Raw genomic sequence first — 26,044 nt, 5'->3', positions numbered from 1 at the left:
CCCGGCCGTCCCCTCCGAGGTCGGGGGACGGCCGGGTCCGCGTCAGAACGGGAAGCGGCTGCGCCCGTGCTGGATCGAGATCCACTTCACCGTGGTGAACGCGTCGACCGTGGCGTCGCCGTTCAGCCGGCCCACGCCCGAGTTCTTCTCGCCGCCGAAGGGCACCACCGGCTCGTCCGCGATGGTCCCGTCGTTGACGTGGATCATGCCGGTCTCGATCCGCTGCGCGACCCGCACACCGCGCTCGACGTCGGCGGTGTGCACGGCGCCGCTGAGCCCGAACGGCGTGTCGTTGGCGATCCGCACCGCCTCGTCCTCGCCGTCGAAGGGCACGACCAGCACGACCGGTCCGAACAGCTCGTGCCGCAGGATCGGCGCGTCGGACGGCAGGTCGCCCAGCACCACGGGCTCCATCAGGCTGCCGGTGGTGGTGCCGCGCAGCAGCGCGGTGGCGCCGGCGGCGATCGCCTGGTCGACCTGCGCGGTGAGCGAGTCGGCCTGGACCGGGTTGATCAGCGGGCCGATGTGGGTGGCCGGGTCCCGGGGGTCGCCGACCTTGAGGGTGGCGACCTTGGCGACGAACCTGCGGGTGAACTCCTCGGCGACGGCGCGGTCGACCAGCACCCGGTTGGCGGCCATGCAGACCTGCCCCTGGTGCACGAAGCGGCTGAACACGGCCGCGTCCACCGCGTAGTCGAGGTCGGCGTCGTCCAGCACGATCAGCGCGCTGTTGCCGCCCAGCTCCAGCACGGTGCGCTTGAAGTGCGAGGCGGCGACGGTGGCGACGTGCCGGCCGACCTTGTCGGAGCCGGTGAAGGAGATCACCTTGGGGACCGGGTGCTCGATGAAGGCGTCGCCGATCTCGGCGATGTCGGTGACCACCACGTTCAGCAGGCCGGCCGGCAGGCCCGCCTCCTCGAAGATCTTGGCGATCAGGGTGCCGCCGACCACCGGGGTCTCCTGGTGCGGCTTGAGCACCACGCCGTTGCCGAGCGCCAGCGCCGGGGCGACCGCCTTCATCGACAGGAACAGCGGGAAGTTGAACGGGCTGATCACCCCGACGACGCCGACCGGCAGCCGGTAGAGCCGGTTCTCCTTGCCGTCCACCGGGGAGGGCAGCAGCCGGCCCTCGGCGCGGAGCGACAGCTGCATCGCCTCGCGCAGCATGTCCTTGGTGAGCGAGAGCTCGAACCAGGCCTTGACGGCGGTGCCGCCGAGCTCGGTCATGATGTCCCGGGTGATCTCCTGCTCGCGGTCCTCCAGGATCCGCAGCGCGCGCTCGAAGACCAGCCGGCGGGCGTAGGGGTTGGTGGCCGCCCACTCCTTCTGCGCCTGCGCGGCCGCCCGGTAGGCCTGGTCGACCTCCTCGACGGTGGCGACGGTGATGGCGGCGATCTTGTCACCGGTGAAGGGATCGACGTCGACGATGTCCCAGGAGCCGCTGCCCTCGCGCCACTCGCCGTCGATGTACTGCAGCGCCAACTCGGAAAGGTACGACATCTGATCCCTCTCATGCCTACGGGAACGCACGAACCTCGTTCGCGGTCGTTCGCGATCAGATCTGATCGGGGCTCATCGTACTTATCCGTCAGAGCTCTTGGCGTACGGAGCGAAGAAGTTCTCGTGTCCGCTCGGGGGAGAGGCTGTCCGCCACCAGACCGTCCATCGCGCCCGCGTACTCGGCGACCTCGGCCGGCTTGTCCAGGTAGAGGGCGGTGGTGAACTGCTCCAGGTACACGATGTCCGGCAGCTCCTGCTCGTCGAAGGCCAGCACCGAGAACGCCCCGCCCTCCGCGCGCAGCCCGCCGAAGCCCAGCGGCATCACCTGGAGTTCGACGTTCGGCAGCCCGGCCAGCTCCAGCAGCCGGTCGACCTGCGCCCGCATCAGCTCCGGTCCGCCCCAGGGACGGCGCAGCACGGCCTCGTCCAGCACCGCGACCAGCCGCGGCGCCCGCTCGGCGGTCAGCACCTCCTGGCGCTTGAGCCGCACCTCCACCCGCCGCTCGATCTCGGCCGGCTCGGTGACGTGCCCGCCGTGGGTGATCACGGCCCGCGCGTAGTCGGCGGTCTGCAGCAGCCCGTGGACGAACTGCACCTCGTAGCTGCGGATCTCGGTGGCGGCCTCCTCCAGGCCCAGGTAGTTCTGGAACCAGCCGGGCAGGACGTCCCCGTAGCCGTGCCACCAGGACGTCGCGTTGGCCGCCCGCACCAGCCCCAGCACCGAGGCCCGCTCCGGCTCCGCGTCGACCCCGTACAGCGTCAGCAGGTCGGCGACGTCGCGCTCCTTGAAGCCGACCCGGCCGAGCTCCATCCGGCTGATCTTCGACTCGGAGGCCCGGATCGAGTACCCGGCCTCCTCCCGGCTGACGCCGCGGGCCTCCCGCAGCCTTCGCAGTTGCGACCCCAGCAGCAGCCGCCGCACGGTGGCACCACCACCCGCCTGAGTCGCACCCATCGCCTCAACCCTCCGCACCTCGCGCAGCCCCCCGGCCGTCGGCCGCAGTCTTCCATCAGGGACCGACAAACAACAGTCCTCGGAACACCCTCTGCGGAGTCACCGGACATCCGCACACCCTCGGCGGAGCCGCCCGGACGACCGGCGTCCGGATACGCGCGGTAGCCACCCCGTAGCTCCCCGAACGCACTCTAGTCCCCCGCCGTCGCCATGGACATCCCCAACCCCCGCCGGACGCCCCGCACCGGTGCGACTCGGCCAACGGCGCCGCCGGTTGACGCCGCCCGGCGCCACCCCGCGCCGCCCCGCGGCGCCGCCGCCCGGCCCCGGCGCGCCCGGACCCGGAAAACGCGAAAGGCGCCTGCCCCCAAACTGGTCGGGGATGTGGGCAGGCGCCATGGACCGCGGTGGCCCGGCGACGCTGACGGGGTGCGGCTCGGTACGACCCGGCGATGCGGCGCCGGGCTACCTGGACCGGATCAGACCACCAGGGGGCGGTCCGTCGGCCGGATCGGGGCGGGCAGCGGAGTCTTGCCGCCCAGGTAGGTGTCGACCGCCGCGGCGGCCGAGCGGCCCTCCGCGATGGCCCAGACGATCAGCGACTGGCCTCGTCCGGCGTCGCCGCAGACGTAGACGCCATCGACGTTGGTGGCGAAGCGGCCGTCGCGAGCCACATTACCGCGTGCGTCGAGGTCCACGCCCAGCTGCTCCACCAGACCGTTCCTCACGTCCGTCCCGGTGAAGCCCATCGCCAGGGTGACCAGCTGCGCCGGGATGGCCCGCTCGGTGCCCGGCACCTGCTCGAACCTCCCGTTCTCGAACCGCACCTCGACGAGGTGCAGCTCCTGGACGTTGCCCTCCTCGTCGCCGCTGAAGTGGGTGGTGGAGACGGAGTAGACCCGCTCGCCGCCCTCCTCGTGCGCCGAGGTGACCTTGTAGGTCATCGGCATGGTCGGCCACGGCTGGTTGGCCGGCCGGTCCTCGCCGGGCCGCGGCATGATCTCCAGCTGGGTGACGGAGGCCGCCCCCTGCCGGTGCGCGGTGCCGACGCAGTCCGCGCCGGTGTCGCCGCCGCCGATGACCACCACGTGCTTGCCCTTGGCGCTGATCGGCGACTCCACGAAGTCGCCCTCCTGCACCTTGTTGGCCAGCGGCAGGTACTCCATGGCCTGGTGGACGCCCTTGAGTTCGCGCCCGGGCACCGGCAGGTCGCGGGCAGTGGTGGCGCCGGCCGCGACGACCACCGCGTCGAAGCGCTCGCGCAGCTGCTGCCCGGTGATGTCCTCGCCGACGTGCACGCCGGTGCGGAACCGGGTGCCCTCCGCGCGCATCTGCTCGACGCGGCGGTTGATGTGGCGCTTCTCCATCTTGAACTCGGGGATGCCGTACCGCAGCAGGCCGCCGATCCGGTCGGCCCGCTCGTAGACCACCACGGTGTGCCCGGCCCGGGTGAGCTGCTGGGCGGCGGCCAGGCCGGCCGGCCCGGAGCCGACCACGGCGACCGTCTTGCCGGACAGCCGCTCCGGCACCTGCGGGGTGACCCCGCCGCGGTCCCAGGCCTTGTCGATGATGGTGACCTCGACGTTCTTGATGGTCACCGCGTCCTGGTTGATGCCGAGCACGCAGGCCGACTCGCAGGGCGCCGGGCAGAGCCGCCCGGTGAACTCCGGGAAGTTGTTGGTCGCGTGCAGCCGCTCGATCGCGCCCTTCCAGTCGTCCCGGTAGGCGAGGTCGTTCCACTCGGGGATGAGGTTCCCGAGCGGGCAGCCGTTGTGGCAGAACGGGATGCCGCAGTCCATGCAGCGGCCGGCCTGCTTGGTGATGATCGGCAGCAGGCTGCGCTCGACGTAGACCTCGTTCCAGTCGCGCAGGCGCACGTCCACCGGACGCCGCTCGGCCAGCTGCTTGGGCGTGGTCAGGAAGCCCTTGGGGTCAGCCATGTGCCGCCTCCATCATCTTGCGAGTGGTCTCGGCCTCGGAGAGGCCATCGCGCTCAGCGGCGTCCTTGGCAGCGAGCACGGCCTTGTAGTCGGTCGGCATGATCGTGGAGAAGCGGGAGACCCCGCTGCCCCAGTCCGCCAGGAGCTCGGCGGCGACGGTGGAGCCGGTCTCCTCGTAGTGCTGCTGCACGGTCTCGCGCAGCCACTCCCGGGCCGCGGCGTCGGGGGCCTCGATGCCCACCATCCCGCTGTTGACGTTGGCCGGGCGCAGGTCCAGCACGTAGGCGATGCCGCCGGACATGCCGGCCGCCAGGTTGCGCCCGGTCTCGCCGAGGACGACCACCCGGCCGCCGGTCATGTACTCCAGGCCGTGGTCGCCCACGCCCTCGACGACCAGGGTCGCCCCGGAGTTGCGGACCGCGAACCGCTCGCCGGCCTTGCCCCGCAGGTGGATCCGGCCCGCGGTGGCACCGTAGCCGATGGTGTTGCCGGCGATGACGTGGTTCTGCGCGTCGTTGCCGATCGCCGCCGCGTCGCGGGCCGGGCGGACCACGATCACGCCGCCGGACAGGCCCTTGCCGACGTAGTCGTTGGCGTCGCCCTCCAGGCGCAGCGTGATGCCGCGCGGCACGAAGGCGCCGAAGGACTGGCCGGCCGAGCCGGTGAAGGTGACGTCGATGGTCCCCTCCGGCAGGCCCTCGCCGCGGTACCGCTTGGTCACGTGGTGGCCGAGCATGGTGCCGACGGTCCGGTTGACGTTGCGGATCGGCAGCTGGATGCGGACGGCGTCGCCGTTCTCCAGGGCGTCCTGGGCCAGGTCGATCAGCTGGTTGTCGAGGGCCTTGTCGAGCGCGTGGTCCTGCGTGGTGGTGCGGTGCAGGGCCGCGCCCTCGGGCAGCTCGGGCACGTGGAACAGCGGGGCCAGGTCGAGCCCGGCGGCCTTCCAGTGGCCGATCGCGGCCTGGGCGTCGATGTGCTCGGCGTGGCCGACGGCCTCCTCGATCGAGCGGAAGCCCAGCGAGGCCAGGATCTCCCGGACCTCCTCGGCGATGAACTCGAAGAAGTTGACCACGAACTCCGGCTTGCCGGAGAACCGCTCGCGCAGCACCGGGTTCTGGGTGGCGACGCCGACCGGGCAGGTGTCCAGGTGGCAGACGCGCATCATGATGCAGCCGGAGACCACCAGCGGGGCGGTCGCGAAGCCGAACTCCTCGGCGCCCAGCAGGGCGGCGATGACGACGTCGCGGCCGGTCTTCAGCTGGCCGTCGGTCTGCACCACGATCCGGTCGCGCAGGCCGTTGAGCAGCAGGGTCTGCTGGGTCTCGGCGAGGCCGAGCTCCCAGGGGCCGCCCGCGTGCTTGAGCGAGGTGAGCGGCGAGGCGCCGGTGCCGCCGTCGTGGCCGGAGACCAGCACGACGTCCGCGTGCGCCTTGGAGACGCCGGCCGCGACCGTGCCGACGCCGACCTCGGAGACCAGCTTCACGTGGATGCGGGCCTCGGGGTTGGCGTTCTTGAGGTCGTGGATCAGCTGCGCCAGGTCCTCGATCGAGTAGATGTCGTGGTGCGGCGGCGGCGAGATCAGGCCGACACCCGGGGTGGAGTGCCGGGTCTTCGCGACCCACGGGTACACCTTGTGGCCGGGCAGCTGGCCGCCCTCGCCGGGCTTGGCGCCCTGGGCCATCTTGATCTGGATGTCGTCGGCGTTGACCAGGTACTCGGAGGTGACGCCGAACCGGCCGGAGGCGACCTGCTTGATCGCCGAGCGGCGCTCCGGGTCGTGGAGGCGGTCCGGGTCCTCGCCGCCCTCGCCGGTGTTGGACTTGCCGCCGAGGCGGTTCATCGCGATCGCCAGGGTCTCGTGCGCCTCGCGGGAGATCGAGCCGTACGACATGGCGCCGGTGGAGAACCGCTTGACGATCTCGGAGACCGGCTCGACCTCCTCGACCGGCACCGGGGTGCGGCCGAGCGCGTCCAGCGTGAACAGGCCGCGCAGCGTCATCAGCCGCTCGGACTGCTCGTTCACCCGGTCCGTGTACTGCTTGAAGATGTCGTACCGGCGGTTGCGGGTGGAGTGCTGCAGCCGGAACACGGTGTCCGGGTCGAACAGGTGCGGCTCGCCCTCGCGGCGCCACTGGTACTCGCCGCCGATCTCCAGCGCGCGGTGCGCGGCCGGGATGCCGGAGGCCGGGTAGGCCTTGGCGTGCCGGGCGGCGGTCTCCTTGGCGATCTCGTCCAGGCCGATGCCGCCGAGCTTGGTGGTGGTGCCGGCGAAGTAGCCGTCCACCAGCTCGCGGGAGAGGCCGATCGCCTCGAAGACCTGCGCGCCGCGGTAGGAGGCGACGGTGGAGATGCCCATCTTGGACATCACCTTGAGCACGCCCTTGCCGAGCGCCTTGATCAGGTTCTTGATCGCCTTCTCGGGCTCCGCGCCCTCGATGAAGACTCCCTGGGCGACCAGGTCCTCGACCGACTCCATGGCCAGGTACGGGTTGACCGCGCCGGCGCCGTAGCCGATCAGCAGCGCGACGTGGTGCACCTCGCGGACGTCGCCCGCCTCGACCAGCAGCGACACCCGGGTGCGCTGCTTGGTGCGGATGAGGTGGTGGTGGACCGCCGAGGTGAGCAGCAGCGAGGGGATCGGGGCGTGCTCGGCGTCCGAGTGCCGGTCGGAGAGCACGATGATCCGGGTGCCGTCGGCGATCGCCGCGTCGGCCTCGGCGGCGATCGCGGCGAGCCGGGCGGCCAGCGCCTCGCCGCCGCCGGCGACCTTGTACAGGCCGGACAGCGTGACGGCCTTGAGGCCGGGCTGGTCGCCGTCCGCGTTGATGTGGACCAGCTTGGCCAGCTCGTCGTTGTCGATCACCGGGAAGGTGATGCCGACCGAGCGGCAGGCGGCGGCCTCGGCGGCCAGCAGGTTGCCCTCGGGGCCGAGGTTGGACAGCAGTGAGGTGACCAGCTCCTCGCGGATGGCGTCCAGCGGCGGGTTGGTGACCTGCGCGAAGAGCTGCACGAAGTAGTCGAACAGCAGGCGCGGCTTCTCGCTCAGCGCGGCGATCGGCGAGTCGGTGCCCATCGAGCCGAGCGCCTCGGCGCCGGTCTTCGCCATCGGCGCCAGGACGACCCGCAGCTCCTCCTCGGTGTAGCCGAAGGTCTGCTGGCGGCGGGTGACCGAGGCGTGGGTGTGCGCGATGTGCTCGCGCTCGGGGAGCTTGGCGAGCTGGATCTGCCCGCCCTCGACCCACTCCTCGTAGGGGTGCTCGGCGGCCAGCGCCGACTTGACCTCCTCGTCCTCGACGATGCGGTGCTCGGCGGTGTCGACGAGGAACATCCGGCCGGGCTGCAGCCGGCCCTTCTTGACCACCCGGGTCTGCTCGATGTCGAGCACGCCGACCTCGGAGGAGAGGACGACCAGGCCGTCCTCGGTGACCCAGTAGCGGGCGGGGCGCAGGCCGTTGCGGTCCAGCACGGCGCCGATCTGCGTGCCGTCGGTGAAGGTGACGCAGGCCGGGCCGTCCCAGGGCTCCATCAGGTTGGAGTGGTACCGGTAGAAGGCGCGGCGGGCCGGGTCCATGGTGGCGTGGTTCTCCCACGCCTCCGGGATCATCATCAGCACGGCGTGCGGCAGCGAGCGGCCGCCGAGGTGGAGCAGCTCCAGGACCTCGTCGAAGGAGGCCGAGTCGGAGTGGTCCGGGGTGCAGATCGGGAAGATCCGCTCCAGGCCCTGCCCGTTCCGGTTGGCCGGGATGAGGTCGGTGGCGAGCTGGGACTCCCGGGCGGTCATCCAGTTCCGGTTGCCCTTGACCGTGTTGATCTCGCCGTTGTGCGCGACGAACCGGTACGGGTGGGCGAGCGGCCAGCTCGGGAAGGTGTTGGTGGAGAAGCGCGAGTGCACCAGGCCGAGCGCGGAGGCGTAGAGCCGGTCCGACAGGTCCGGGAAGAAGGGCTCCAGCTGGCCGGTGGTCAGCATGCCCTTGTAGACGATGGTGCGCGCGGACAGCGAGGGGAAGTAGACCCCGGCCTCGCGCTCGGAGCGCTTGCGGACCACGAAGGCGACCCGGTCCAGCTCGATGCCGGCCTTGCCCTCGCCGGCCAGGAAGAGCTGGCGGAAGCGCGGCATGACGCCGCGGGCGGTGGCGCCCAGCAGGTCGGGGGTGACCGGCACGTCGCGCCAGCCGAGGACGGTCAGGCCCTCGTCGCCCGCGATCGCCTCGATCCGGGCGACGGCGGCGGCGTCCTGGTCGTCGGCGTCGGGCAGGAAGGCGATGCCGACCGCGTAGGCGCCGGCCGCCGGGAGGTCGAAGTCGACCTTGGCGCGCAGGAAGGCGTCCGGGACCTGGGTGAGGATGCCCGCGCCGTCACCGGAGTCCGGCTCGGCGCCGGTGGCGCCGCGGTGCTCCAGGTTGCGCAGGACGGTCAGCGCCTGCTCGACGACGGTGTGGTCGGCGGTGCCGGTCAGCGTGGCGACGAATCCGACGCCACAGGCGTCGTGCTCGTTCCGCGGGTCGTACAGGCCCTGAGCAGCAGGTCGCGCATCCGGAACGAGCGCGTACGGCGGGCGGGCGGCGCCGGCCTGGGGCTCGTTGGCGGAGTGCATGGATGCAGACAGCATCGGCTCTCCCGTCGTCGTCTTTCGAAACTGATGCAGTAGGGACGACGTTGGCCCTGATGCGATTGAGGCACGCACGTTACATGATGCCGAAGACCCCGGGAAGCGGAAATCTGCGTCCACATCGCGGACGGATCCGCAGGTCACGGGGATGATGAGGGGACGTGCCACACCGCACGTCCCGACGATTGTGCCCGGCGCCCCACGCCCTGAAACAGGGGCGACATCGGGCCGTCATCGAAGTCGATCACAGCCGCCTGCGATTCCATCTCGGAAGTCGATCCGCGGATGCGATTCTTCGGCCAGGCGGCCCACATTCCGAGACAAGGCCAGGCGTGGCCGGGCCGCCATGTGTGCAACCTCACCCGTTCGGACGCATAACAATGCAACAGCACAGCACCCGGCGACCCCGCCCGGCCTCGGTCGCCCCCCCTAGGACGGCTCCTCGAACAGCCCGGCCGTCAGCCGACCTGTCCGCCGATCAGCGCGCCCAGCAGATAGGTCACCCCGGCCGCGACCCCGCCCAGCACCAGCTGCCGCAGACCGCTGTACCACCAGCTGCGCGCCGTCACCCGGGCCACCACCGCGCCGCAGACGAACAGCCCGGCCGCCGCGACCAGCAGCGCCGGCAGCAGCGAGGTCGCGCCCAGCAGGTACGGCAGCAGCGGCAGCAGCGCGCCGACCGCGAAGCAGACGAACGAGGAGCCGGCCGCCACCCAGGGCGAGGGCAGGTCGTTGGGGTCGACGCCCAGCTCCTCCCGGGCGTGGATCTCCAGCGTCTGCTCCGGGTCCGCGGACAGCTGCCGCGCCACCTCGTGGGCCAGCTTCGGGTCCACCCCGCGCTCGATGTACAGCTGGGCCAGCTCGGCCAGCTCGCCGTGCGGGTTGCGGCGCAGCTCCAGCCGCTCGGCCTCGATCTCGGCCTGCACCAGCTCCCGCTGGGAGGCCACCGAGGTGTACTCGCCCGCCGCCATCGAGCAGGCGCCGGCCGCCAGTCCGGCGAGGCCGGTGAGCACCACGGTGCTGGTGGAGACGGCGCCGCCGACGACGCCGGTCATCAGTGCGAAGTTGGACACCAGGCCGTCCATCGCCCCGAACACCGCGGGTCGCAGCCAGCCGCCGTTGACGTCCCGGTGGTGCCCGGCGGCGGGTATCCGGGGGTGCTGTCCGGTCTCGTGCTCCAGGGCGGTCGCAGTCACGGCCGTTCCCCTCCGTCCCTTGGTCCGATCGCCTTACTGCATGACCGTAGCCCTCTTGAGCTGGGCATTTCCAGCAAAGTAAGGCTGTCCGAACATGGCTCCGGCCGCCCTCCGCACGGGTGCGGGGGCGGCCGGCGGCGAGCGGCGGCGCAGGTCAGGCGGGGTGCTTGGCGCCCTTCTCCAGCTTGTCGAGCTTCTCGGCGAGCCCGTCGGCGGGCTTGCCGTCGCGCTCCGCCTTCGGCAGACCGCCCTTCGGCAGGTCGCCCTTCGGGCCGTCACCCGGCTCCTCGCCCGCGGCGCCGGCCTCGGCCTCCGCCTCGGCGCGCGCCATCGGGTCGATGCTCGCCGGGTCCTCCCGGCCGGGCCGCTTCCTGCCGACGATCACGAAGTACGCCACGGCGGCGACGAAGACGACGATCGCCACCCAGTCGTTCAGCCGCAGCCCCAGGATGTGGTGCGCCTCGTCGACCCGCAGCCACTCGGTCCAGAACCGGCCCGCGGTGTACCCGGCGACGTACAGCGCGAAGGCCCGCCCGTGACCCAGGGTGAACCGCTTGTCCGCCCAGATCACCAGCACGGCGACGCCCACGCACCAGAGCGACTCGTAGAGGAAGGTCGGGTGGTGGATCGTGGTGACGACCTCGCCGTCGGGCAGCGTCCTGGTGATCTCCAGACCCCACGGCAGGGTGGTCTCCCGGCCGTACAGCTCCTGGTTGAACCAGTTGCCCCAGCGGCCGAGCGCCTGGGCGAGCACGATGCCCGGGGCGATCGCGTCCGCGTAGGCGGGCAGCGGGACGCCGCGGCGGCGGGCGCCGATCCAGGCGCCGACCGCGCCCAGCGCGATCGCTCCCCAGATGCCGAGGCCGCCCTCCCAGATCTTGAAGGCGTTCCAGGGGTTCTTCCCCTCGGCGAAGTACAGCTGGTGGTCGGTGATCACGTGGTACAGCCGACCGCCGACCAGGCCGAACGGCACGGCCCAGACGGCGATGTCCCCGACGGTGTGCCGGCCACCGCCCCGGGCGACCCAGCGCTTGCTGCCGAGCCAGACGGCAACGACGACACCGAGGATGATGCAGAAGGCGTAGGCGCGCAGCGGGATCGGTCCGAGGTACAGGACACCCCGCGACGGGCTGGGAATGTAGGCGATATCCATGGCAGCTCCGACGCTACAGGGTCGGCGGCCCGTCCAGGGCACCCCGGCGGGTCACAGTCGGGCACAGATCGGTGCGCGGGCCCCGGCCGGGCCCCGGAGCGGCGCCCGCCGCCACCCCCTCCGGACGGGGAGGGGGCGGCGACCACCCCGCAGCGTACGCGGCAGGTTCAGCCGGCGGTGGGCGAGGGGTTGTTCGACTCCGAGGCGGTGCTGGTGGGCGCCGGCGACTGGCCGTGGGTGCCCGGAGTGCCCAGCGGCTTGCCCTGGTTGGCGGCGTCCACCCACTTCACCAGGTTGGCCGGGGTGATCTCCTCGTTGTTGAACTTCGGGTAGATCGGCTGCCCGTTGAGCAGCACCGTCGGCGTGGACTTGAAGTTGGACTTGTCGAAGTCCTGCTGAACCGCCGACACCCAGTCGCCGAACTCCAGGTCGTTGACGCAGGCCTCGAAGGTCGGCGTGACCAGGCCTTCGACCTGCCTGGCGAGGTTGATCAGGACCGCCTTGTTGCCGAAGGCGTCGTTGGTCTCGTCCGGCTGGTTGCGGTAGAGCACGTCGTGGTAGTCGCGGAAGTGCCCGGCTTCCTGGGCGCAGCCCAGCGCGTTGGCGGCGTACTTGGAGCCCTTGCCCTGCACGGCCCGGTCGATGAACGAGACGATGTGGTAGTTGGTGTAGATCTTGCCCGCGTCCTCCAGCTGGCTGATGGTGGGCGAGAACTCCCGCTCGAAGATGCCGCAGGCGGGGCAGCGCGGGTCCTCGTAGACGGTGAGGACGGAGGGCGCGTTGTCCGAGCCCACCGGGACGACCAGGTTCTTGTCCCCGATCGTGCCGGCCGGCGCGGCGTTGGGGGTCTCCGGGGTGGAGCGCTGGTCCTGCACCACCACGCCGGTGACCACGGCTGCGGTGATCACCGCGAGGGCCACGCCGCCGACGATCAGCTTCCTCCGCCGCCGGCCGCGGGCCTCGTCCTCGGCCCGTTCCGCCAGCATCCGCTCACGGGCGGTGCGCTTGCCTTCTCGGTTCTTCTCGCTCATCAGCCTTGGAGTTCCAGGTTCGGGGGGGTGGGGGTGCGGTGGGCGGGGCGGGCGTTCAGCCGGCCAGCCGGCCGTCCGCGGAGAGCTTCGTGCGGGGCCGCCAGACCAGCCAGCCGGCCAGCAGCAGGAACCCGGTGTCGCGCAGGATCTCCTGCAGGTACTCGGTCTGCGAGGCGTCGACCGCCCCGCCGCCGCCGAAGCACCCGCAGTCGATCGAGATGCCGCGCGCCCAGGCGGAGGCGATCCCGCCGACGAAGGCGAGCAGCAGCACGGCCGAGACGGCCGCGACCAGGCGCACGCCCAGGCCGGCCACCAGCAGCAGGGCGAGCGCCAGCTCCAGGAAGGGCAGCCCGTGGCCCACCGGTTTGACCAGGGACTCGGGCAGGATCTCGTACGCGCGCACCGCCTGGGCGGCCTCCGCGGGGTCGGCGATCTTCGCCAGCCCGGCCCAGCCCCAGACCACGGCCAGGCCCAGCCGGGCGGCCGTGCCGATCCACTCCGCCACCGGCCCGGCCGGCCGGACAATCCCCTCGGGAAACACCGTCACGCCCTGTGAACGCCGCCGAGGACGCCGGGTTTCTCGGGTTCTCGGAGTCAAGCCGAAAGAGTGACGGCCGATCCACTCCGCCGCGGTCTCACCCCAAAGGGTGATCGGGATCGCAGCCGGGCGGCCACCCCAGGTCGTAGCGGTCGAGGTCGTAGCGGTCGAGGTCGTAGCGGTCGAGGTCGTAGTGGTCGAGGTCGTAGCGGCCGGCGGCGGCCCGGCCCGGGTCGGCGGGGCCCGGCGGACCCGGTGCCTCCGCACGACCGGTCCGCGCCGCCGCCTCCATCCGGACCGCCTCCGCGCACACGAAGGCGTCCCGCTCCGCCCGCTCCACCCCCCGCTTGGCCAGCGCCGGGCCGACCGCGCACTGGGCCCCGAGCGCGGCGCCGAGCGCCAGCGCGGCCGCGGCCGCCCGCAGCAGCACGGCTCGCTGAAGACCGGGCATCGGCCGACCCCTTCCGCTCGCTTGGCCCGCGGGCACGTCGCTCGTGCACTCCTCCCTCCACTCAACGCCGCCCAACCGCCGGCTGGTGCGCGTGCCCGCCACTGTTCACCCGTTCGGGTCGGCGGGCTGACCGGCCGGGTCGAACGGGTCCTGGGACGGCGACGGCCCGCCACCCCCGGGAGGGGTGGCGGGCCGTCGGAGGCGTTCCGGTCCTAGCTCCGGCGGACGCCCTGCGCCAGCTCGCCGGCCAGCGAGCGCACCGCCGCCAGCGCGGCCCGCTCGTCCCCGTCGGCGTCCAGGATCCGCTGCACGAAGGCCGAGCCGACGATCACACCGTCGGCGAACCCGGCCACCTGGGCGGCCTGCTCGCGGGTGGACACCCCGAGGCCGACGCAGACCGGCAGCCCGGTGGTGGCCCTGGTCCGGGCGACCAGGTCCTCGGCCAGGTCGCCGACCTGCGCCCGGCTGCCGGTCACGCCCATCACCGCGGCCGCGTACACGAAGCCGCTGCCGGCCGCCGTGACCTCGGCCAGCCGCTTGTCCTTGCTGCTCGGCGCGACCACGAACACGGTGTCCAGACCGTGCTCCCCGGCCGCCTTGCGCCACTCCTCGGACTCCTCCACCGGCAGGTCCGGCAGGATGCAGCCCGCGCCGCCGGCCGCGGCCAGGTCGGCGGCGAACCGCTCGACGCCGTACCGGTCCACCGGGTTCCAGTAGGTCATCACCAGCACCGCCGCGGCGGGGTTCGCGGCGGCGACCTCCTGGACGGTGCGCAGCACGTCCTTGATCCGCACGCCACCGCGCAGCGCGATGTCGTCGGCGGTCTGGATGGTCGGGCCGTCCAGCACCGGGTCGGAGTGCGGCAGGCCGACCTCGACGATGTCGCAGCCGCCCTCGATCAGCGCGTTGACCGCCCGCACGCCGCCGTCCACCGACGGGAAGCCGGCCGGCAGGTAGCCGATCAGCGCGGCGCGGTCCTCCGCCTTGGCGGCGGCCAGGATGCCACTGAGCTTCGAAGCCATGGTCACTTACCCCCGTGGGCGGAGCCGGCGCCCGGCTCGTCGTAGAGGCCGAAGTACTCGGCGGCGGTGTGCATGTCCTTGTCGCCGCGCCCGGAGAGCGAGACCAGGATGGTGGCCTCGGGCCCGAGCTCGCGGCCCAGCTCCAGGGCGCCGGCCAGCGCGTGCGCGCTCTCGATGGCCGGGATGATGCCCTCGGTGCGGGACAGCAGCCGCAGCGCCTGCATGGCGGCGTCGTCGGTGACCGGTCGGTACTCGGCCCGGCCGGTGTCCTTCAGCCAGGCGTGCTCCGGGCCGACGCCCGGGTAGTCGAGGCCGGCCGAGATCGAGTGCGACTCGATGGTCTGGCCGTCCTCGTCCTGCAGGACGTAGGTGCGCGAGCCGTGCAGCACGCCCGGGTCGCCCTTGGTGAGGGTGGCCGCGTGGCGCGGGGTCTCGGCGCCCTCGCCGGCCGCCTCGCAGCCGATCAGGCGCACCCCGGCGTCCGGGATGAACTCGTGGAAGATGCCCATCGCGTTGGAGCCGCCGCCGACGCAGGCGACGACCGCGTCGGGCAGCCGCCCGGTGCGCTCCAGGACCTGCTCGCGCGCCTCCACGCCGATGACCCGGTGGAAGTCGCGGACCATCATCGGGAAGGGGTGCGGGCCGGCCACGGTGCCGAACAGGTAGTGGGTGGAGTCGACGTTGGCGACCCAGTCGCGGAACGCCTCGTTGATGGCGTCCTTGAGGGTGCGGCTGCCGGACTTCACGGCCACCACCTCGGCGCCGAGCATCCGCATCCGGGCGACGTTCAGCGCCTGGCGCTGGGTGTCGACCTCGCCCATGTAGATGGTGCAGTCGAAGCCGAACAGCGCGCAGGCGGTGGCGGTGGCCACGCCGTGCTGGCCGGCGCCGGTCTCGGCGATGATCCGGGTCTTGCCCATCCGCCGGGTGAGCAGGGCCTGGCCCAGCACGTTGTTGATCTTGTGCGAGCCGGTGTGGTTGAGGTCCTCGCGCTTGAGCAGGACGCGCGCGCCGCCCGCCTCGGCGGAGAACCGGCTGACGTCGGTCAGCGGGCTGGGGCGGCCGGTGTAGTCCTTGAGCAGCGCGTCGAGCTCGGCGGCGAAGGCCGGGTCGGCCTTGGCCTTCTCGTACTCCTCGGCGACCTGCTCCACGGCGGCGACCAGCGCCTCCGGGATGAAGCGGCCGCCGTAGGCGCCGAAGTAGCCGCGCGCGTCCGGCACCTCGGCGCCGGGCAGGTAGTCCTTGTCGGACCGTTCGGACATGGTGGAGTCCCTCGGGAAAGATGACGACGGTTGACGGTGACGTCTGTCGGCCTGGTTCAGCCGGACGTCGCGCGCCATCGCCTCCCCGGCACCTGCCCGGGCTCGCAGCCGATGACGTACCGCACCCGCCGCCCCAGCACCCGGCGCGCGGGCGCGCGGCAGCCGCGCGGGCGGCAGCCGGGGGCGAGACGGGTGGCGATCTTCATGGCGGCGGGATCAGTCCTTGTGCCGGATCGCCGGGTGGGCGCCGGCCGCGACCAGGTCGGCCACCGCGGCCCGCGGGTCCCTGCCGGTCACCAGCGACTCGCCGACCAGCACCGCGTCCGCGCCCAGGTTGGCGTAGGAGATCACGTCCAGCGGGCCGCGCACGCCGGACTCGGCGACCTTGACGATGCCGTCCGGGATGGCGTGGACGACGTTGCCGAAGGTGTCGCGGTCCACTTCGAGGGTCTTGAGGTTGCGGGCGTTGACGCCGATGATCCGCGCACCGGCGTCCACCGCGCGCTTGATCTCCTCCTCGTCGTGCACCTCGACCAGCGGGGTGAGGCCGATCGACTCGGCCCGCTCGATCAGCGACACCAGGGCCGGCTGGTCGAGGGCCGCGACGATCAGCAGCGCCAGGTCCGCGCCGTGCGCGCGGGCCTCCCACAGCTGGTAGGCGGTGACGATGAAGTCCTTGCGGAGCAGCGGCGTCTCCACGGCGGCCCGGACGGCGTCCAGGTCCGCCAGCGACCCGCCGAAGCGGCGCTGCTCGGTCAGCACGCTGATCGCGGCGGCACCGCCGGCCGCGTAGTCGATCGCCAGCGACGCCGGGTCCGCGATCGTGGCCAGCGCGCCCTTGGACGGGCTGGAGCGCTTGACCTCGCAGATCACCCGGACGCCGTCGCCGCGCAGGGCCGCCACGCCGTCCTTGGCGTCCGGGGCCTTGGCGGCGAGCTCCTTGAGCTCGTCCAGCGAGACCCGGGCCTGCCGCTCGGCGAGGTCCTCGCGGACCCCTTCGACGATCGAGTCGAGCACACTCACTCGGGCGCCCCCATCATGTCTGCTAGTCCTGGTTCTGCTAGCGAGGAGCCGGGTGGCCAGCGGGCCTCCGGCCCTTCGATGGTATCGGCAAGAGGGAGCGCACAGCGCATCCGCCCGGCGCGCGTCTCACGGAACGGACCCCCGGGTACCGCCGCGAGCTGCGGCTTCACACCGTCGCCACCGCGCCGGTCAGACCGGCGGCGGGGCCAGGCCGGCGCCGATCGGCAGGTTGCGGACCACCGTGAAGACCAGGACGAGCAGCCCCACCAGCGCCCAGCGGCGGGCCCCGAGCACCAGCCGGGGCCCGGGCAGGGCGCGCAGCGCCGCCCAGAGCCAGCGCACCCAGAGCACCCCCAGCACGGCGAACAGCAGCACGGCCACCGCGTTGTCGTGCAGCGCGCCGCTGAGGTCCCCGTGGGTCAGCGCGTGCACGCAGCGCAGCCCGCCGCAGCCGGGGCACCACCAGCCGGTGGCCGCCAGGAAGGGGCAGTCGGGGTAGTGCCCGGGGTCGTTCGGGTCCACCGCGGCGACGTACCCGGCGGGGAGGGCCACGGCGGCGGCTGCGGCCAGCGGCGGCACCAGCCGACGCGGCGCGGAGGGCCGGGCGGCGGCGGTGGGGGCGGGGGCGGCGTTCACGCCCATGATTGTGCCCGCCCCGGCGGCCGCGCGGGAGAAGCGAAACGGCGGCCCGTGGGCCGCCGTTCGCGCGAGGTGCCGGTCGGTCAGGCCGCGGCGGCGGCCAGCGCGGCCTGCTCCTCGGGGGTGTACACCATGGTGCTGGGCTGCTTGCCCATGCCCGCCATCGACATGGCCTTGCCGACCACGCCGCCGATCAGGACGACCGCCAGGCCGGCCACGGTGAGCAGCACCGACGGCAGGATCATCGCAACGCCCGCGATGCCGAAGCCGATGAAGGCGATGGTCACGCCGGTCCAGGCGGCGGGGTTGTGGCCGTGTGCTGCTGCTGCCATTGGATGGTGCTCCTACGCTCTCGGGGCCCGACCGGGCCTGCTCGGCCCCTCACGGGGTGACGTGTCCCATGGACGCCTCCATTGTGCCGGGCCACACACCGGCGCCCCAAAGGGGGTGGCGGGTCTATCGCGTCACAGTGCCGCGCGGGCCCGTGCGGCCGGTCAGCCCGCCGTCGGGTCCTCGCCCCGGTCCAGCGCCTTCCACAGGTCCGCCGGGGTGTTGTCGGCGGCGGCCGCCCGCCGCTTCGCCGGCGCCTGGCCGGTCGGCGCCTCGTACCGGCTGCCCATGGCCGGCCAGCCGCGCCCGTAGCGGACGGTCAGCAGTCCGGCCAGCGCCAGCAGCAGCCCGCCCAGCAGCGCCACCCACGGCCAGGCGGTGTGCCCGATCCCGGTCGCGGCCGACCCGGTCAGCGCGAGCTTGCGGGCCGCCTCGGCGTCCAGCGCGGCGGTGTCCCCGGCGCCGGCCGCGGCGGTGGCCGCCGCGCCCAGCCCGGCCAGGACGGTCAGCGCCCCCACCGCGAGCCGGCCGGTGCCGCGCACCGCGAACACCGCGACCGCCGCGGCCAGCGCCACCAGCGCCAGCCCGGCGGGCAGTTCGGAGATCCTCCCGCCGGTGACCGAGACCTCCAGGGTCCCCGCCATCCCCTCGGCCCAGACCCGGCCGGCGGCGGTCAGCACCAGCACCGCGCCCAGCACGGTGAGCAGCAGCATCACCCCCAGCGTGCGCCGCCCGGCGCCCGCGGCGGGCGCGGGGGCGGCGGCGGGGTCGGCGGACACGGTGTCGGTAGGGGCTTCAGCGCTCACCGCTCCAGTGTCCCCCGCCCTCATCCCTCCGCCGCACCCGGGGTGGGCGGCTCGGCGGGGAAGTCGCCCGTCTCCAGCACCAGCGTCCGCTCCCCCAGCGGCAGGAAGAGATCGTTCCCGAAGGGCACCCGCTCCGCCTCCCGGTACCCGACGCCGGGCAGCGGGCGGCTGTGCACCGTGCAGACCCCCTCCCCCGGGTCCACCACGACGTACAGCGGGACGCCCGCGGCGGCGTGGAACCGGTGGCGTCCGACGGGCTCCGGCACCGGGAGCACGTCCAGCACCACCCGCGCGTCCACGGCCCGGTAGTGCCCGGCGGGGTCCGGCACCGCGCCCGGGGCGAGCAGCACGAGCGCGGCCGCCTGCCCGTCCAGCCGCACGTCCGCGAGGACGCCCCCGTGGCCGCCCGGCTGCCGCACCAGCTGTTCCCTGGCGGCGGTCACGATCCGCCGCTGCGCGTCCGGCATCCTGCTGTCCCTTCCGCCGCGGCGGCCCCGCGACCCGCGCGGGTGCCGGCCTCCTACGGCCTACGCAGCGTATTCGCCGTGGCGACCGCGCGCAGGACGGCGGCGGCCTTGTTGCGGCATTCGGTGTCCTCGCCGTGCGGATCGGAGTCGGCCACCACGCCGGCGCCGGCCTGGACGTAGGCGGTGCCGTCGCGCAGCACCGCCGTGCGGATGGCGATCGCGGTGTCGGAGTCCCCGGCGAAGTCCAGGTAGCCGACGCAGCCGCCGTACAGGCCGCGGCGGGTGGGCTCCAGCTCCTCGATGATCCGCATCGCCCGCGGCTTGGGCGCCCCGGACAGCGTGCCGGCCGGGAAGCACGCGGTCAGCACGTCGAAGGCGGTCCGCCCCTCGGCGACCTTGCCGGTCACCGTGGAGACGATGTGCATGACGTGGCTGTACCGCTCGATCTGCATGAAGTCGACGACCTCGACGCTGCCCGGCGCGCAGACCCGCCCGAGGTCGTTGCGCCCGAGGTCGACCAGCATCAGGTGCTCGGCCCGCTCCTTGGGGTCGGCGAGCAGTTCGGCGGCCAGCTCGGCGTCCTCGTGCGGGGTGGCCCCGCGGTGCCGGGTGCCGGCGATCGGGTGCAGCATCGCCTCGCCGTCGGTGACCTTGACCAGCGCCTCCGGGCTGGAGCCGACCACGTCGAAGCCGCCCTCGGCGCCGCCGTCCGGGCCGGGGAAGCGGAACAGGTACATGTACGGGCTCGGGTTGGTGGTGCGCAGGACGCGGTAGACGTCGAGCGCGGAGGCCGGGCAGGGCGCCTCGAACCGCTGCGAGGGCACCACCTGGAACGCCTCGCCGGCCCGGATCCGCTCCTTGATCTCCTCCACCGCGGCCCGGTAGGGCTCCCCGCCGAACGGCGAGCGGACCTCGCCGGGGCCGCTCGGGGTGAAGGTGGCCAGGCCCGGGTCGACCGGCTTCAGCAGGTCGGCCTCCATCGCGTCGAGCCGGGCGACGGCGTCCGCGTAGGCCTCGTCCACGCCGCTGGCCAGGTCGTTGTGGTTGACCGCGTTGGCGATCAGCAGCACGGTGCCGTCGGCGTGGTCGAGCACGGCCAGGTCGGTGGCGAGCAGCAGGGTCAGCTCGGGCAGCTTCAGGTCGTCCGGGTTGAGGTCGGGCAGCTTCTCCAGCCGGCGGACCACGTCGTAGCCGAGGTAGCCGACCAGGCCGCCGGTGAGCGGGGGCAGGCCGTCGTCGGGGTGGCGCGGGGTGTGCAGGGCCCGCAGTGCGGCGCGCAGCACCTCCAGCGGGTCACCGGTGGTGGGGATGCCGACCGGCGGCGCGCCGAGCCAGCGGGCGGTGCCGTCCGGGCCCGCCGTCAGGGTGGCGGCGCTGCGCACGCCGACGAAGGAGTAGCGCGACCAGCTGCGGCCCTGCTCGGCGGACTCCAGCAGGAAGGTGCCGGGGCGCTCGTCGGCGAGGCTGCGGTAGAGGCCGATCGGGGTGAGGCCGTCCGCGAGGAGCCTGCGGGTGACCGGGATGACCCGGGTGTCGACGGCGAGCTTGCGGAAGGCTTCGAGGTCCATGACGGGCGGCACCTTACGACGGAGGGACGTTAGGGGGTGGCCGGGCGGCCGGCCGGGTGCTCGATCAGCCGAGCGGGAGCACATCGGCGTCGAAGCAGGTGCGGTCGCCGGTGTGGCAGGCCGCGCCGGTCTGGTCGACCTTGACCAGCAGGGTGTCGCCGTCGCAGTCCAGCGCGACCGACCTGACCTCCTGGGCGTGGCCGGAGGTGTCGCCCTTCACCCAGTACTCGCGGCGGCTGCGGCTCCAGTAGGTGCAGCGGCCGGTGGTGAGGGTGCGGTGCAGCGCCTCGTCGTCCATCCAGCCCAGCATCAGCACCTCGCCGGTGTCGTACTGCTGCGCGATCGCCGGGAGGAGGCCGTCCTCGGTGCGCTTGAGGCGGGCGGCGATGTCGGCGGCCAGGGCGGTGGAACCGGGGGCGGCGGGTGTGGTGGACATGGGGCCATTGTGTCAGCCCGGTCCGCCCGGCCGGGCCGCCGTCCGGATCGCGACCGCGCCGGTGGGCGGCGGCGGACGGGTGCGGCGCGGCCGGACAGACCATCCGATCGAACGAGTTGTTCCAACCGCCTGCCGGGCGGGCCCGGTCTGCGCCATTCTCGTGGTCATGACCTCCGAGCAGCGCGCCGCCGGGCCCGCCGAACCGCCGGGCGACGACGACCTCCCCCGCCCGGGGGGCACCTCCGACTCCCGCCCGTCCCGGGGCCTGCTGATCGCCGTCGCGGCGGTGCTGGCGGTCCTGCTCGCGGTGGTGGCGACGGTCCTGCTGTGGCCCGAGGACGACCCGGCGCCCAAGCCGCCCCCGCCCTCCCCCACCACGGCCTCGCCGACCCCCACCCCGACGCCCACGCCGACCCCCACCCCGACACCGACCAGGACGGTGCCGTACTCCTTCTTCCCGGTCGGCACCTGCCTGGACCACCCGCAGCTGAGCAAGACGGTCACCAAGCCGGAGGCCCGGCCCTGCGAGGAGAAGCACGACGGCGAGGCGATCGCCGACCAGCTGCTGCCGGAGGGACTGCCCGGCGACTACCAGCTGGCCAACGCGATGCGGGACGGCTGCAAGGAGGCGCAGGCCGCCGCCGAGGCCCGGCAGGGCGGCGGCGGGCCGTACTACGGCTACCCGGTGGGCCCGACCTTCACCTTCTACCAGCAGGGATGGCGCGACTACACCTGCATCCTGACGGCGAGCAACCGGCCCGGCTCCACCAAGCTCACCGGCCGACTGCGCTGAACCACCGTCAGTCCTTCTAGGGTGGGGGCATGTCGAACCACGCCCTCGCCGAGCGCCACCGCCTGGCCGAACTGCTGGCCGCCGCCGGGCCGGACGCGCCCACCCTCTGCGCCGGATGGTCCACCCGGGACCTCGCCGCCCACCTGGTGATCCGCGAGCGGCGGCCGGACGCCGCCGCGGGCATCCGGATCGGCCCGCTGGCCGGCTGGACCCACCGGGTGCAGGAGTCGTACGCGGACCGGCCCTACGAGGAGCTGGTGCGGATGTTCCGCTCCGGCCCGCCGGTGCTCTCGCTGTTCTCGCTGCCCGGCGCGGACGAGGCGGCCAACACGGTCGAGTACTACGTGCACGCCGAGGACGTCGCCCGGGCCGGCGAGGGCCCCGGGCCGCAGACCGTGCCGCCCGGCCGGGCCGAGGCGCTCTGGCGCCGGCTGCCGCTGATCGCCCGGCTGGAGGCGGGCCGCCGCTCCCCGGTGCGGCTGGAGCTGGGCCGCCCGGACGGCCGGAGCCTGACCGTCGGCCCGGCCGGCCTGCCGACCGTGCGGATCACCGGCGAGCCGGGCGAGCTGGTGCTCTTCGCCTTCGGCCGCGGCGCCCGCGCCGAGCTGGCCGTGGACGGCCCCGAGGACGCCGTCGAGGCGCTGCGCCACGTCCTGCCGACGCCCTAGCGGCCCCGGCTGCGGATGTCGGTGGCGGGGTGCAGACTCGCAGGTGGCAGGGCCGGGCGGGTGCCGTCCGGCCCGGGCCGGACGTGACCGGTCCCCCCTCCCCCGAAGGGACGCGACACCATGCTCACCACCGACTTCCCCGCCGGCTCCCCCTGCTGGATCGACCTCGGCAGCCCGGACCCGGCGGCCGCCGCCGGCTTCTACGGGACGGTCTTCGGCTGGACCTTCCAGTCCGCCGGCCCGGAGGCCGGCGGCTACGGCTTCCTCCAGCTGAACGGGAGGACGGCCGCGGCCGTCGGCCCGCTCACCGAGGAGGGCGCGCGGTCCGCCTGGACGACGTACTTCCGCACGCCCGATGCGGAGGCCGCCGGCAAGGCCGTCGAGCAGGCCGGCGGCACCGTGCGGGTCCCGGCCTTCGACGTGATGGACGCCGGGCGGATGGCCCAGCTGACCGACCCGCAGGGCGCCGAGTTCGCGGTCTGGCAGCCCGGCACGGTGACCGGCCTGGACGTCGTCTCCGAGGACGGCGCGCTGATCTGGGCCGAGCTGCACACCAGCGCGGTGGACGCGGGCTTCGCCTTCTACCGGACGACCTTCGGCTGGCGCTCCGAGGACTTCCCCGCGCCCGGCATGACGTACAAGGTGGTCTCCCCGGCCGAGGGCGACCTGCGGGGCACCGCCTTCGGCGGCATCGCCCCGGTGATGGACGAGGCCCAGCCGCCCAGCTGGACGCCGTACTTCGGCGCCTCCGACGTGGACGGCGTGGTCGCCCGGGCCACCGGCGCCGGCGCCACCGTGCTGATGGGCCCGGAGAGCGTCCCGGACGTCGGCCGGATCGCCTGGCTGGCCGACCCGTTCGGCGCCCCGTTCGCCCTGATCAAGGGCGAGCCGCCGAAGGAGTCCTGACCGGCGGCCCCGACCGCTTCCGCCGCCCCACCCCCTGCGCTAGCCTCACCAGCGGCGCAGGGGGTGAGGCCGTGCAGCGCACAGGAGCGGCGGACGGGGGCTGGCCCGAGGGCACCCTGCTGGCCGAGCTGCGGCGCGACGGCTCGCCCGCCGCGCTCGCCGCCGAGCAGGCCGTCCTGCGGCTGGGCACCCGGCGCGCGCACGGCCGCGGCGAGACGCTGATCCTCGACCGGGACCCCGGCGGCTTCGTCCTCCTGCTGCTGACCGGCTTCGCCAAGGCCACCGTCGAGGACACCGCGGGCACGACGGCCCTGCTGGACGTCCGGGCCTACGGGGACGTGGTCGGCGAGGCCGCCGCCCTCGACGGGCGGCCCCGCTCGGCGACCGTGACCGCGGCCGGACCGGTCACCGTGCGCCGGATCTCCCAGCCCGAGTGGCTGCACTGGCTGGGCGCCCACGCCCCGGCCGGCATCGCACTCAGCCGCTGCCTGGTGCACCGCGGCCGGGCCACCACCCGCCGGCTGGTCGGCCTCGCCTCCGAGCCGGTGCTGAACCGGCTCGCCCGACAGCTCGCCGACCTCGCCGGGCGGTACGGCACCGCCGGCCCGCGCGGCACCGGCATCACCGTCCGCCCGCGGCTGACCCAGGCCGAGCTGGCCGCCCTGACCGGGGCCGGTGAGCGAAGGGTCCACCACGCCCTGCACGAGCTGGCCGGCCTCGGCCTGCTCCGGCTGGGCCGGCGCAGCACCACCGTGCTCTCGCTGCCCGGTCTGCTGGAGCTGGCCGACGGGGGTCCGGCCACGGACCCCGGGGACCTCAACGGACCGGGTGCCCGGCCTCCCGCAGCGCGTCCTTGACCTCACCGATCCGCAGGTCGCCGAAGTGGAAGACGCTGGCGGCCAGCACCGCGTCCGCGCCCGCCTCCACCGCCGGGGCGAAGTCGGCGAGCTTCCCGGCCCCGCCGGAGGCGATCACCGGCACCGACACGGTCGCCCGCACGGCCCTGATCAGCTCCAGGTCGTAGCCGTCCTTGGTGCCGTCGGCGTCCATCGAGTTGAGCAGGATCTCGCCCGCGCCCAGCTCGGCGGCGCGCCCGGCCCACTCGACGGCGTCCAGGCCGGTGCCCTGGCGGCCGCCGTGCGTGGTGACCTCGAAGCCGGAGGCCGTCTCGGTGCCCTCGGGGCATCGGCGGGCGTCCACCGAGAGCACCAGCACCTGGCGGCCGAACCGCTGGGCGATCTCCCGGACCAGCTCGGGGCGGACGATGGCGGCGGTGTTGACGCCGACCTTGTCGGCCCCGGCCCGCAGCAGCTTGTCGACGTCCTCGACGGCGCGGATGCCGCCGCCGACGGTGAGCGGGATGAACACCTGCTCGGCGGTGCGCCGGACCACGTCGTAGGTGGTCTCGCGGTCACCGGAGGAGGCGGTGATGTCGAGGAAGGTCAGCTCGTCGGCGCCCTCGGCGTCGTAGAGCTTGGCCATCTCGACCGGGTCCCCGGCGTCGCGCAGGTTCTGGAAGTTGACGCCCTTGACCACGCGGCCGGCGTCGACGTCCAGGCAGGGGATGACACGTACTGCGAGGGTCACGGCTGATTGCCTTCCAGAGCTTCCAGGGTCGCGGCCAGTCCGCCGCGGTGGGCGTCGAGTTCGATCTCGACGAGCATCCGCGAGTCGACCAGGCTCTGCACCACCACGACGGCGGCCACCGGGCGCACGGCGCCGAAGAGCTCCTGGTGGGCGCGGCCGGCCGCGTCGATGTCACGGGCGTGGGTGAGGTACACCCGGGTGCGGACCACGTCGTCCGCCGTCAGACCGTACGCGGCCAGGGCCTCCAGGGCGTTGCCGAAGGCGGTCCGGGCCTGCTCGTACGGGTCGCCCTCGCCGTGCAGCACTCCGTCCACCAGCGGCCGGGCGCCCGCCACGTGGACGGTGTCCCCGGCGGCGACCGCCTGCGACGCGCCGAGGACCTCCTCCCAGGACGAGAACCCGCCGACCCGGCCGCGTACGATCCGACGCTCCGTCATCCCGAAACCGCCTCCAGCGCCTCTCCGAGCGTGAACTTCTGCTCGTAGAGTGCCTTGCCGACGATGGCGCCCTCGACTCCCTCGCCGACCAGGCCGGCGATCGCCCGCAGGTCGTCCAGCGAGGAGACGCCGCCGGAGGCGACCACCGGCTTGTCGGTGGCGGCGCACACGTCGCGCAGCAACTGCAGGTTGGGGCCGGTCAGGGTGCCGTCCCGGTTGACGTCGGTGACCACGTAGCGGGCGCAGCCCTCGGCGTCCAGACGGGCCAGCACGTCGAAGAGCTGGCCGCCGTCGCTGGTCCAGCCGCGGCCGCGCAGGGTGGTGCCGACCACGTCCAGGCCGACCGCGATCCGGTCGCCGTGCTCGGCGATGACCTTGGCGACCCACTCGGGGCTCTCCAGGGCGGCGGTGCCGAGGTTGACCCGGGTGCAGCCGGTGGCCAGCGCGGCGGCCAGCGAGGCGTCGTCGCGGATGCCGCCGGACAGCTCGACCTTGATGTCCAGGGTGCCGGTGACCTCGCGCACCAGGTCCCGGTTGGAGCCGGTGCCGAAGGCGGCGTCGAGGTCGACCAGGTGCAGCCACTCGGCGCCGGCGTTCTGCCAGGCGAGGGCGGCGGCGAGCGGCTCGCCGAAGGAGGTCTCGGTGCCGGAGGCGCCCTTGACCAGGCGGACGGCCTGGCCGTCCCGGACGTCGACGGCGGGCAGCAGTTCGAGGCTACTCATGATCT

At 73.7% G+C, this 26,044-nt stretch carries 26 protein-coding genes; 4 read left to right on the top strand and 22 right to left on the bottom strand.

The features are described 5' to 3' along the window. Positions 1 to 42 precede the first annotated feature (42 nt). The 19 genes from ACFVFS_RS01645 to hisI form a co-directional block, all read right to left on the bottom strand. Entirely contained in the window at positions 43 to 1,500 is a 1,458-nt protein-coding gene (locus ACFVFS_RS01645) for an aldehyde dehydrogenase family protein (RefSeq protein WP_380618920.1), read from the bottom strand. Positions 1,501 to 1,588: 88 nt separating this feature from the next. Continuing rightward, complete coding sequence (locus ACFVFS_RS01640) at positions 1,589 to 2,455, bottom strand: helix-turn-helix domain-containing protein (protein ID WP_380618918.1); 867 nt, start codon at positions 2,453 to 2,455, stop codon at positions 1,589 to 1,591. 479 nt (positions 2,456 to 2,934) lie between these two features. Beyond that, entirely contained in the window at positions 2,935 to 4,395 is a 1,461-nt protein-coding gene (locus ACFVFS_RS01635; RefSeq protein WP_380618916.1) for a glutamate synthase subunit beta, read from the bottom strand. Next, on the bottom strand, positions 4,388 to 8,989 hold the full coding sequence (gene gltB, locus ACFVFS_RS01630; RefSeq protein ID WP_380619125.1) for a glutamate synthase large subunit: 4,602 nt from the start codon (positions 8,987 to 8,989) through the stop codon (positions 4,388 to 4,390). The genes ACFVFS_RS01635 and gltB overlap by 8 nt, the downstream gene beginning before the upstream one ends. A 473-nt stretch (positions 8,990 to 9,462) precedes the next feature. Then, complete coding sequence (locus ACFVFS_RS01625; protein ID WP_380619123.1) at positions 9,463 to 10,185, bottom strand: VIT1/CCC1 transporter family protein; 723 nt, start codon at positions 10,183 to 10,185, stop codon at positions 9,463 to 9,465. Positions 10,186 to 10,354: 169 nt separating this feature from the next. Further along, a complete protein-coding gene (gene lgt, locus ACFVFS_RS01620; protein WP_380618914.1) occupies positions 10,355 to 11,353 on the bottom strand; it encodes a prolipoprotein diacylglyceryl transferase in 999 nt (332 codons plus the stop codon). A gap of 167 nt (positions 11,354 to 11,520) precedes the next feature. Beyond that, positions 11,521 to 12,384: a DsbA family protein gene (locus ACFVFS_RS01615; protein WP_380618912.1), complete on the bottom strand. Its 864-nt coding sequence runs from the start codon at positions 12,382 to 12,384 to the stop codon at positions 11,521 to 11,523. 55 nt (positions 12,385 to 12,439) lie between these two features. Then, positions 12,440 to 12,931, bottom strand: coding sequence for a MauE/DoxX family redox-associated membrane protein (locus ACFVFS_RS01610; RefSeq protein WP_380618910.1), 492 nt, complete (start codon positions 12,929 to 12,931; stop codon positions 12,440 to 12,442). A gap of 88 nt (positions 12,932 to 13,019) precedes the next feature. Next, positions 13,020 to 13,373: a hypothetical protein gene (locus ACFVFS_RS01605; protein WP_380618908.1), complete on the bottom strand. Its 354-nt coding sequence runs from the start codon at positions 13,371 to 13,373 to the stop codon at positions 13,020 to 13,022. Between the two features lie 212 nt (positions 13,374 to 13,585). Next, a complete protein-coding gene (gene trpA, locus ACFVFS_RS01600; protein WP_380618906.1) occupies positions 13,586 to 14,395 on the bottom strand; it encodes a tryptophan synthase subunit alpha in 810 nt (269 codons plus the stop codon). 2 nt (positions 14,396 to 14,397) lie between these two features. Continuing rightward, positions 14,398 to 15,657, bottom strand: a complete 1,260-nt coding sequence (gene trpB, locus ACFVFS_RS01595) for a tryptophan synthase subunit beta (protein WP_380618904.1) — start codon at positions 15,655 to 15,657, stop codon at positions 14,398 to 14,400. Positions 15,658 to 15,713: 56 nt separating this feature from the next. Further along, positions 15,714 to 15,863: a tryptophan biosynthesis modulator TrpM gene (trpM, locus tag ACFVFS_RS01590; protein WP_350543990.1), complete on the bottom strand. Its 150-nt coding sequence runs from the start codon at positions 15,861 to 15,863 to the stop codon at positions 15,714 to 15,716. A gap of 10 nt (positions 15,864 to 15,873) precedes the next feature. Next, positions 15,874 to 16,680, bottom strand: coding sequence for an indole-3-glycerol phosphate synthase TrpC (trpC, locus tag ACFVFS_RS01585; RefSeq protein WP_380618902.1), 807 nt, complete (start codon positions 16,678 to 16,680; stop codon positions 15,874 to 15,876). A 189-nt stretch (positions 16,681 to 16,869) separates the two neighbouring features. Continuing rightward, positions 16,870 to 17,322 carry a DUF2752 domain-containing protein gene (locus tag ACFVFS_RS01580; RefSeq protein ID WP_380618900.1) on the bottom strand — a complete coding sequence of 151 codons (453 nt, stop codon included), beginning with the start codon at positions 17,320 to 17,322 and terminating at the stop codon, positions 16,870 to 16,872. Between the two features lie 80 nt (positions 17,323 to 17,402). After that, positions 17,403 to 17,651, bottom strand: a complete 249-nt coding sequence (locus ACFVFS_RS01575) for an HGxxPAAW family protein (protein ID WP_376083976.1) — start codon at positions 17,649 to 17,651, stop codon at positions 17,403 to 17,405. A gap of 162 nt (positions 17,652 to 17,813) precedes the next feature. After that, entirely contained in the window at positions 17,814 to 18,455 is a 642-nt protein-coding gene (locus ACFVFS_RS01570; RefSeq protein WP_380618898.1) for a TIGR02234 family membrane protein, read from the bottom strand. A gap of 20 nt (positions 18,456 to 18,475) precedes the next feature. Then, positions 18,476 to 18,922: a hypothetical protein gene (locus tag ACFVFS_RS01565; RefSeq protein WP_380618896.1), complete on the bottom strand. Its 447-nt coding sequence runs from the start codon at positions 18,920 to 18,922 to the stop codon at positions 18,476 to 18,478. Positions 18,923 to 18,975: 53 nt separating this feature from the next. Continuing rightward, positions 18,976 to 20,490, bottom strand: coding sequence for an anthranilate synthase component I (locus tag ACFVFS_RS01560; protein WP_380618894.1), 1,515 nt, complete (start codon positions 20,488 to 20,490; stop codon positions 18,976 to 18,978). A 64-nt stretch (positions 20,491 to 20,554) separates the two neighbouring features. Beyond that, positions 20,555 to 20,926, bottom strand: coding sequence for a phosphoribosyl-AMP cyclohydrolase (gene hisI / locus ACFVFS_RS01555; protein WP_380618892.1), 372 nt, complete (start codon positions 20,924 to 20,926; stop codon positions 20,555 to 20,557). A 166-nt stretch (positions 20,927 to 21,092) separates the two neighbouring features. Here hisI and ACFVFS_RS01550 point away from each other — a divergent pair, with 166 nt between their 5' ends. From ACFVFS_RS01550 to ACFVFS_RS01535, 4 genes are all read left to right on the top strand, one after another. After that, entirely contained in the window at positions 21,093 to 21,719 is a 627-nt protein-coding gene (locus ACFVFS_RS01550) for a hypothetical protein (protein ID WP_380618890.1), read from the top strand. Between the two features lie 29 nt (positions 21,720 to 21,748). Further along, a complete protein-coding gene (locus ACFVFS_RS01545; protein WP_380618888.1) occupies positions 21,749 to 22,387 on the top strand; it encodes a TIGR03085 family metal-binding protein in 639 nt (212 codons plus the stop codon). 120 nt (positions 22,388 to 22,507) lie between these two features. Next, positions 22,508 to 23,293, top strand: a complete 786-nt coding sequence (locus tag ACFVFS_RS01540) for a VOC family protein (RefSeq protein WP_380618886.1) — start codon at positions 22,508 to 22,510, stop codon at positions 23,291 to 23,293. Positions 23,294 to 23,364: 71 nt separating this feature from the next. After that, positions 23,365 to 24,150: a Crp/Fnr family transcriptional regulator gene (locus tag ACFVFS_RS01535; RefSeq protein WP_380618884.1), complete on the top strand. Its 786-nt coding sequence runs from the start codon at positions 23,365 to 23,367 to the stop codon at positions 24,148 to 24,150. On the opposite strand, the gene hisF is transcribed toward ACFVFS_RS01535, so the two are convergent. Genes hisF through priA form a run of 3 tightly spaced genes read right to left on the bottom strand, consistent with a single transcriptional unit; the run spans position 24,110 to position 26,039 of the window. After that, the gene (hisF, locus tag ACFVFS_RS01530; RefSeq protein WP_380618882.1) at positions 24,110 to 24,880 is read right to left on the bottom strand and encodes an imidazole glycerol phosphate synthase subunit HisF; all 771 of its coding nucleotides are present in this window, start codon (positions 24,878 to 24,880) and stop codon (positions 24,110 to 24,112) included. The two genes, ACFVFS_RS01535 and hisF, sit on opposite strands and share 41 nt — an antisense overlap. Continuing rightward, entirely contained in the window at positions 24,877 to 25,317 is a 441-nt protein-coding gene (locus tag ACFVFS_RS01525) for a Rid family hydrolase (RefSeq protein ID WP_380618880.1), read from the bottom strand. The genes hisF and ACFVFS_RS01525 overlap by 4 nt, the downstream gene beginning before the upstream one ends. Next, positions 25,314 to 26,039, bottom strand: a complete 726-nt coding sequence (gene priA, locus ACFVFS_RS01520) for a bifunctional 1-(5-phosphoribosyl)-5-((5-phosphoribosylamino)methylideneamino)imidazole-4-carboxamide isomerase/phosphoribosylanthranilate isomerase PriA (RefSeq protein WP_380618878.1) — start codon at positions 26,037 to 26,039, stop codon at positions 25,314 to 25,316. Before priA ends, ACFVFS_RS01525 begins: the two co-directional genes overlap by 4 nt. Between the last annotated feature and the right edge of the window lie 5 nt (positions 26,040 to 26,044).

Origin of the sequence: Kitasatospora sp. NPDC057692 (genome assembly GCF_042799475.1) — a bacterium.
Lineage (GTDB): Bacteria > Actinomycetota > Actinomycetes > Streptomycetales > Streptomycetaceae > Kitasatospora.
The sequence above is the reverse complement of the archived record's forward strand: the minus strand, read 5'-3'. Positions and strand labels throughout refer to the sequence as shown.

Bases quoted from the DNA above. Each gene is read 5' to 3' on its own strand.
- ACFVFS_RS01615 (WP_380618912.1), bottom strand. From the start codon at position 12,384: ATGAGCGAGAAGAACCGAGAAGGCAAGCGCACCGCCCGTGAGCGGATG.
- priA (WP_380618878.1), bottom strand. From the start codon at position 26,039: ATGAGTAGCCTCGAACTGCTGCCCGCCGTCGACGTCCGGGACGGCCAG.
- ACFVFS_RS01525 (WP_380618880.1), bottom strand. From the start codon at position 25,317: ATGACGGAGCGTCGGATCGTACGCGGCCGGGTCGGCGGGTTCTCGTCC.
- ACFVFS_RS01550 (WP_380618890.1), top strand. From the start codon at position 21,093: ATGACCTCCGAGCAGCGCGCCGCCGGGCCCGCCGAACCGCCGGGCGAC.
- ACFVFS_RS01560 (WP_380618894.1), bottom strand. From the start codon at position 20,490: ATGGACCTCGAAGCCTTCCGCAAGCTCGCCGTCGACACCCGGGTCATC.
- ACFVFS_RS01575 (WP_376083976.1), bottom strand. From the start codon at position 17,651: ATGGCAGCAGCAGCACACGGCCACAACCCCGCCGCCTGGACCGGCGTG.
- ACFVFS_RS01640 (WP_380618918.1), bottom strand. From the start codon at position 2,455: ATGGGTGCGACTCAGGCGGGTGGTGGTGCCACCGTGCGGCGGCTGCTG.
- ACFVFS_RS01545 (WP_380618888.1), top strand. From the start codon at position 21,749: ATGTCGAACCACGCCCTCGCCGAGCGCCACCGCCTGGCCGAACTGCTG.
- ACFVFS_RS01540 (WP_380618886.1), top strand. From the start codon at position 22,508: ATGCTCACCACCGACTTCCCCGCCGGCTCCCCCTGCTGGATCGACCTC.
- ACFVFS_RS01645 (WP_380618920.1), bottom strand. From the start codon at position 1,500: ATGTCGTACCTTTCCGAGTTGGCGCTGCAGTACATCGACGGCGAGTGG.
- ACFVFS_RS01565 (WP_380618896.1), bottom strand. From the start codon at position 18,922: ATGCCGGACGCGCAGCGGCGGATCGTGACCGCCGCCAGGGAACAGCTG.
- lgt (WP_380618914.1), bottom strand. From the start codon at position 11,353: ATGGATATCGCCTACATTCCCAGCCCGTCGCGGGGTGTCCTGTACCTC.
- ACFVFS_RS01605 (WP_380618908.1), bottom strand. From the start codon at position 13,373: ATGCCCGGTCTTCAGCGAGCCGTGCTGCTGCGGGCGGCCGCGGCCGCG.
- hisI (WP_380618892.1), bottom strand. From the start codon at position 20,926: ATGTCCACCACACCCGCCGCCCCCGGTTCCACCGCCCTGGCCGCCGAC.
- trpM (WP_350543990.1), bottom strand. From the start codon at position 15,863: ATGAAGATCGCCACCCGTCTCGCCCCCGGCTGCCGCCCGCGCGGCTGC.
- trpB (WP_380618904.1), bottom strand. From the start codon at position 15,657: ATGTCCGAACGGTCCGACAAGGACTACCTGCCCGGCGCCGAGGTGCCG.
- ACFVFS_RS01635 (WP_380618916.1), bottom strand. From the start codon at position 4,395: ATGGCTGACCCCAAGGGCTTCCTGACCACGCCCAAGCAGCTGGCCGAG.
- gltB (WP_380619125.1), bottom strand. From the start codon at position 8,989: ATGCACTCCGCCAACGAGCCCCAGGCCGGCGCCGCCCGCCCGCCGTAC.
- ACFVFS_RS01580 (WP_380618900.1), bottom strand. From the start codon at position 17,322: ATGGGCGTGAACGCCGCCCCCGCCCCCACCGCCGCCGCCCGGCCCTCC.
- trpA (WP_380618906.1), bottom strand. From the start codon at position 14,395: ATGGCTTCGAAGCTCAGTGGCATCCTGGCCGCCGCCAAGGCGGAGGAC.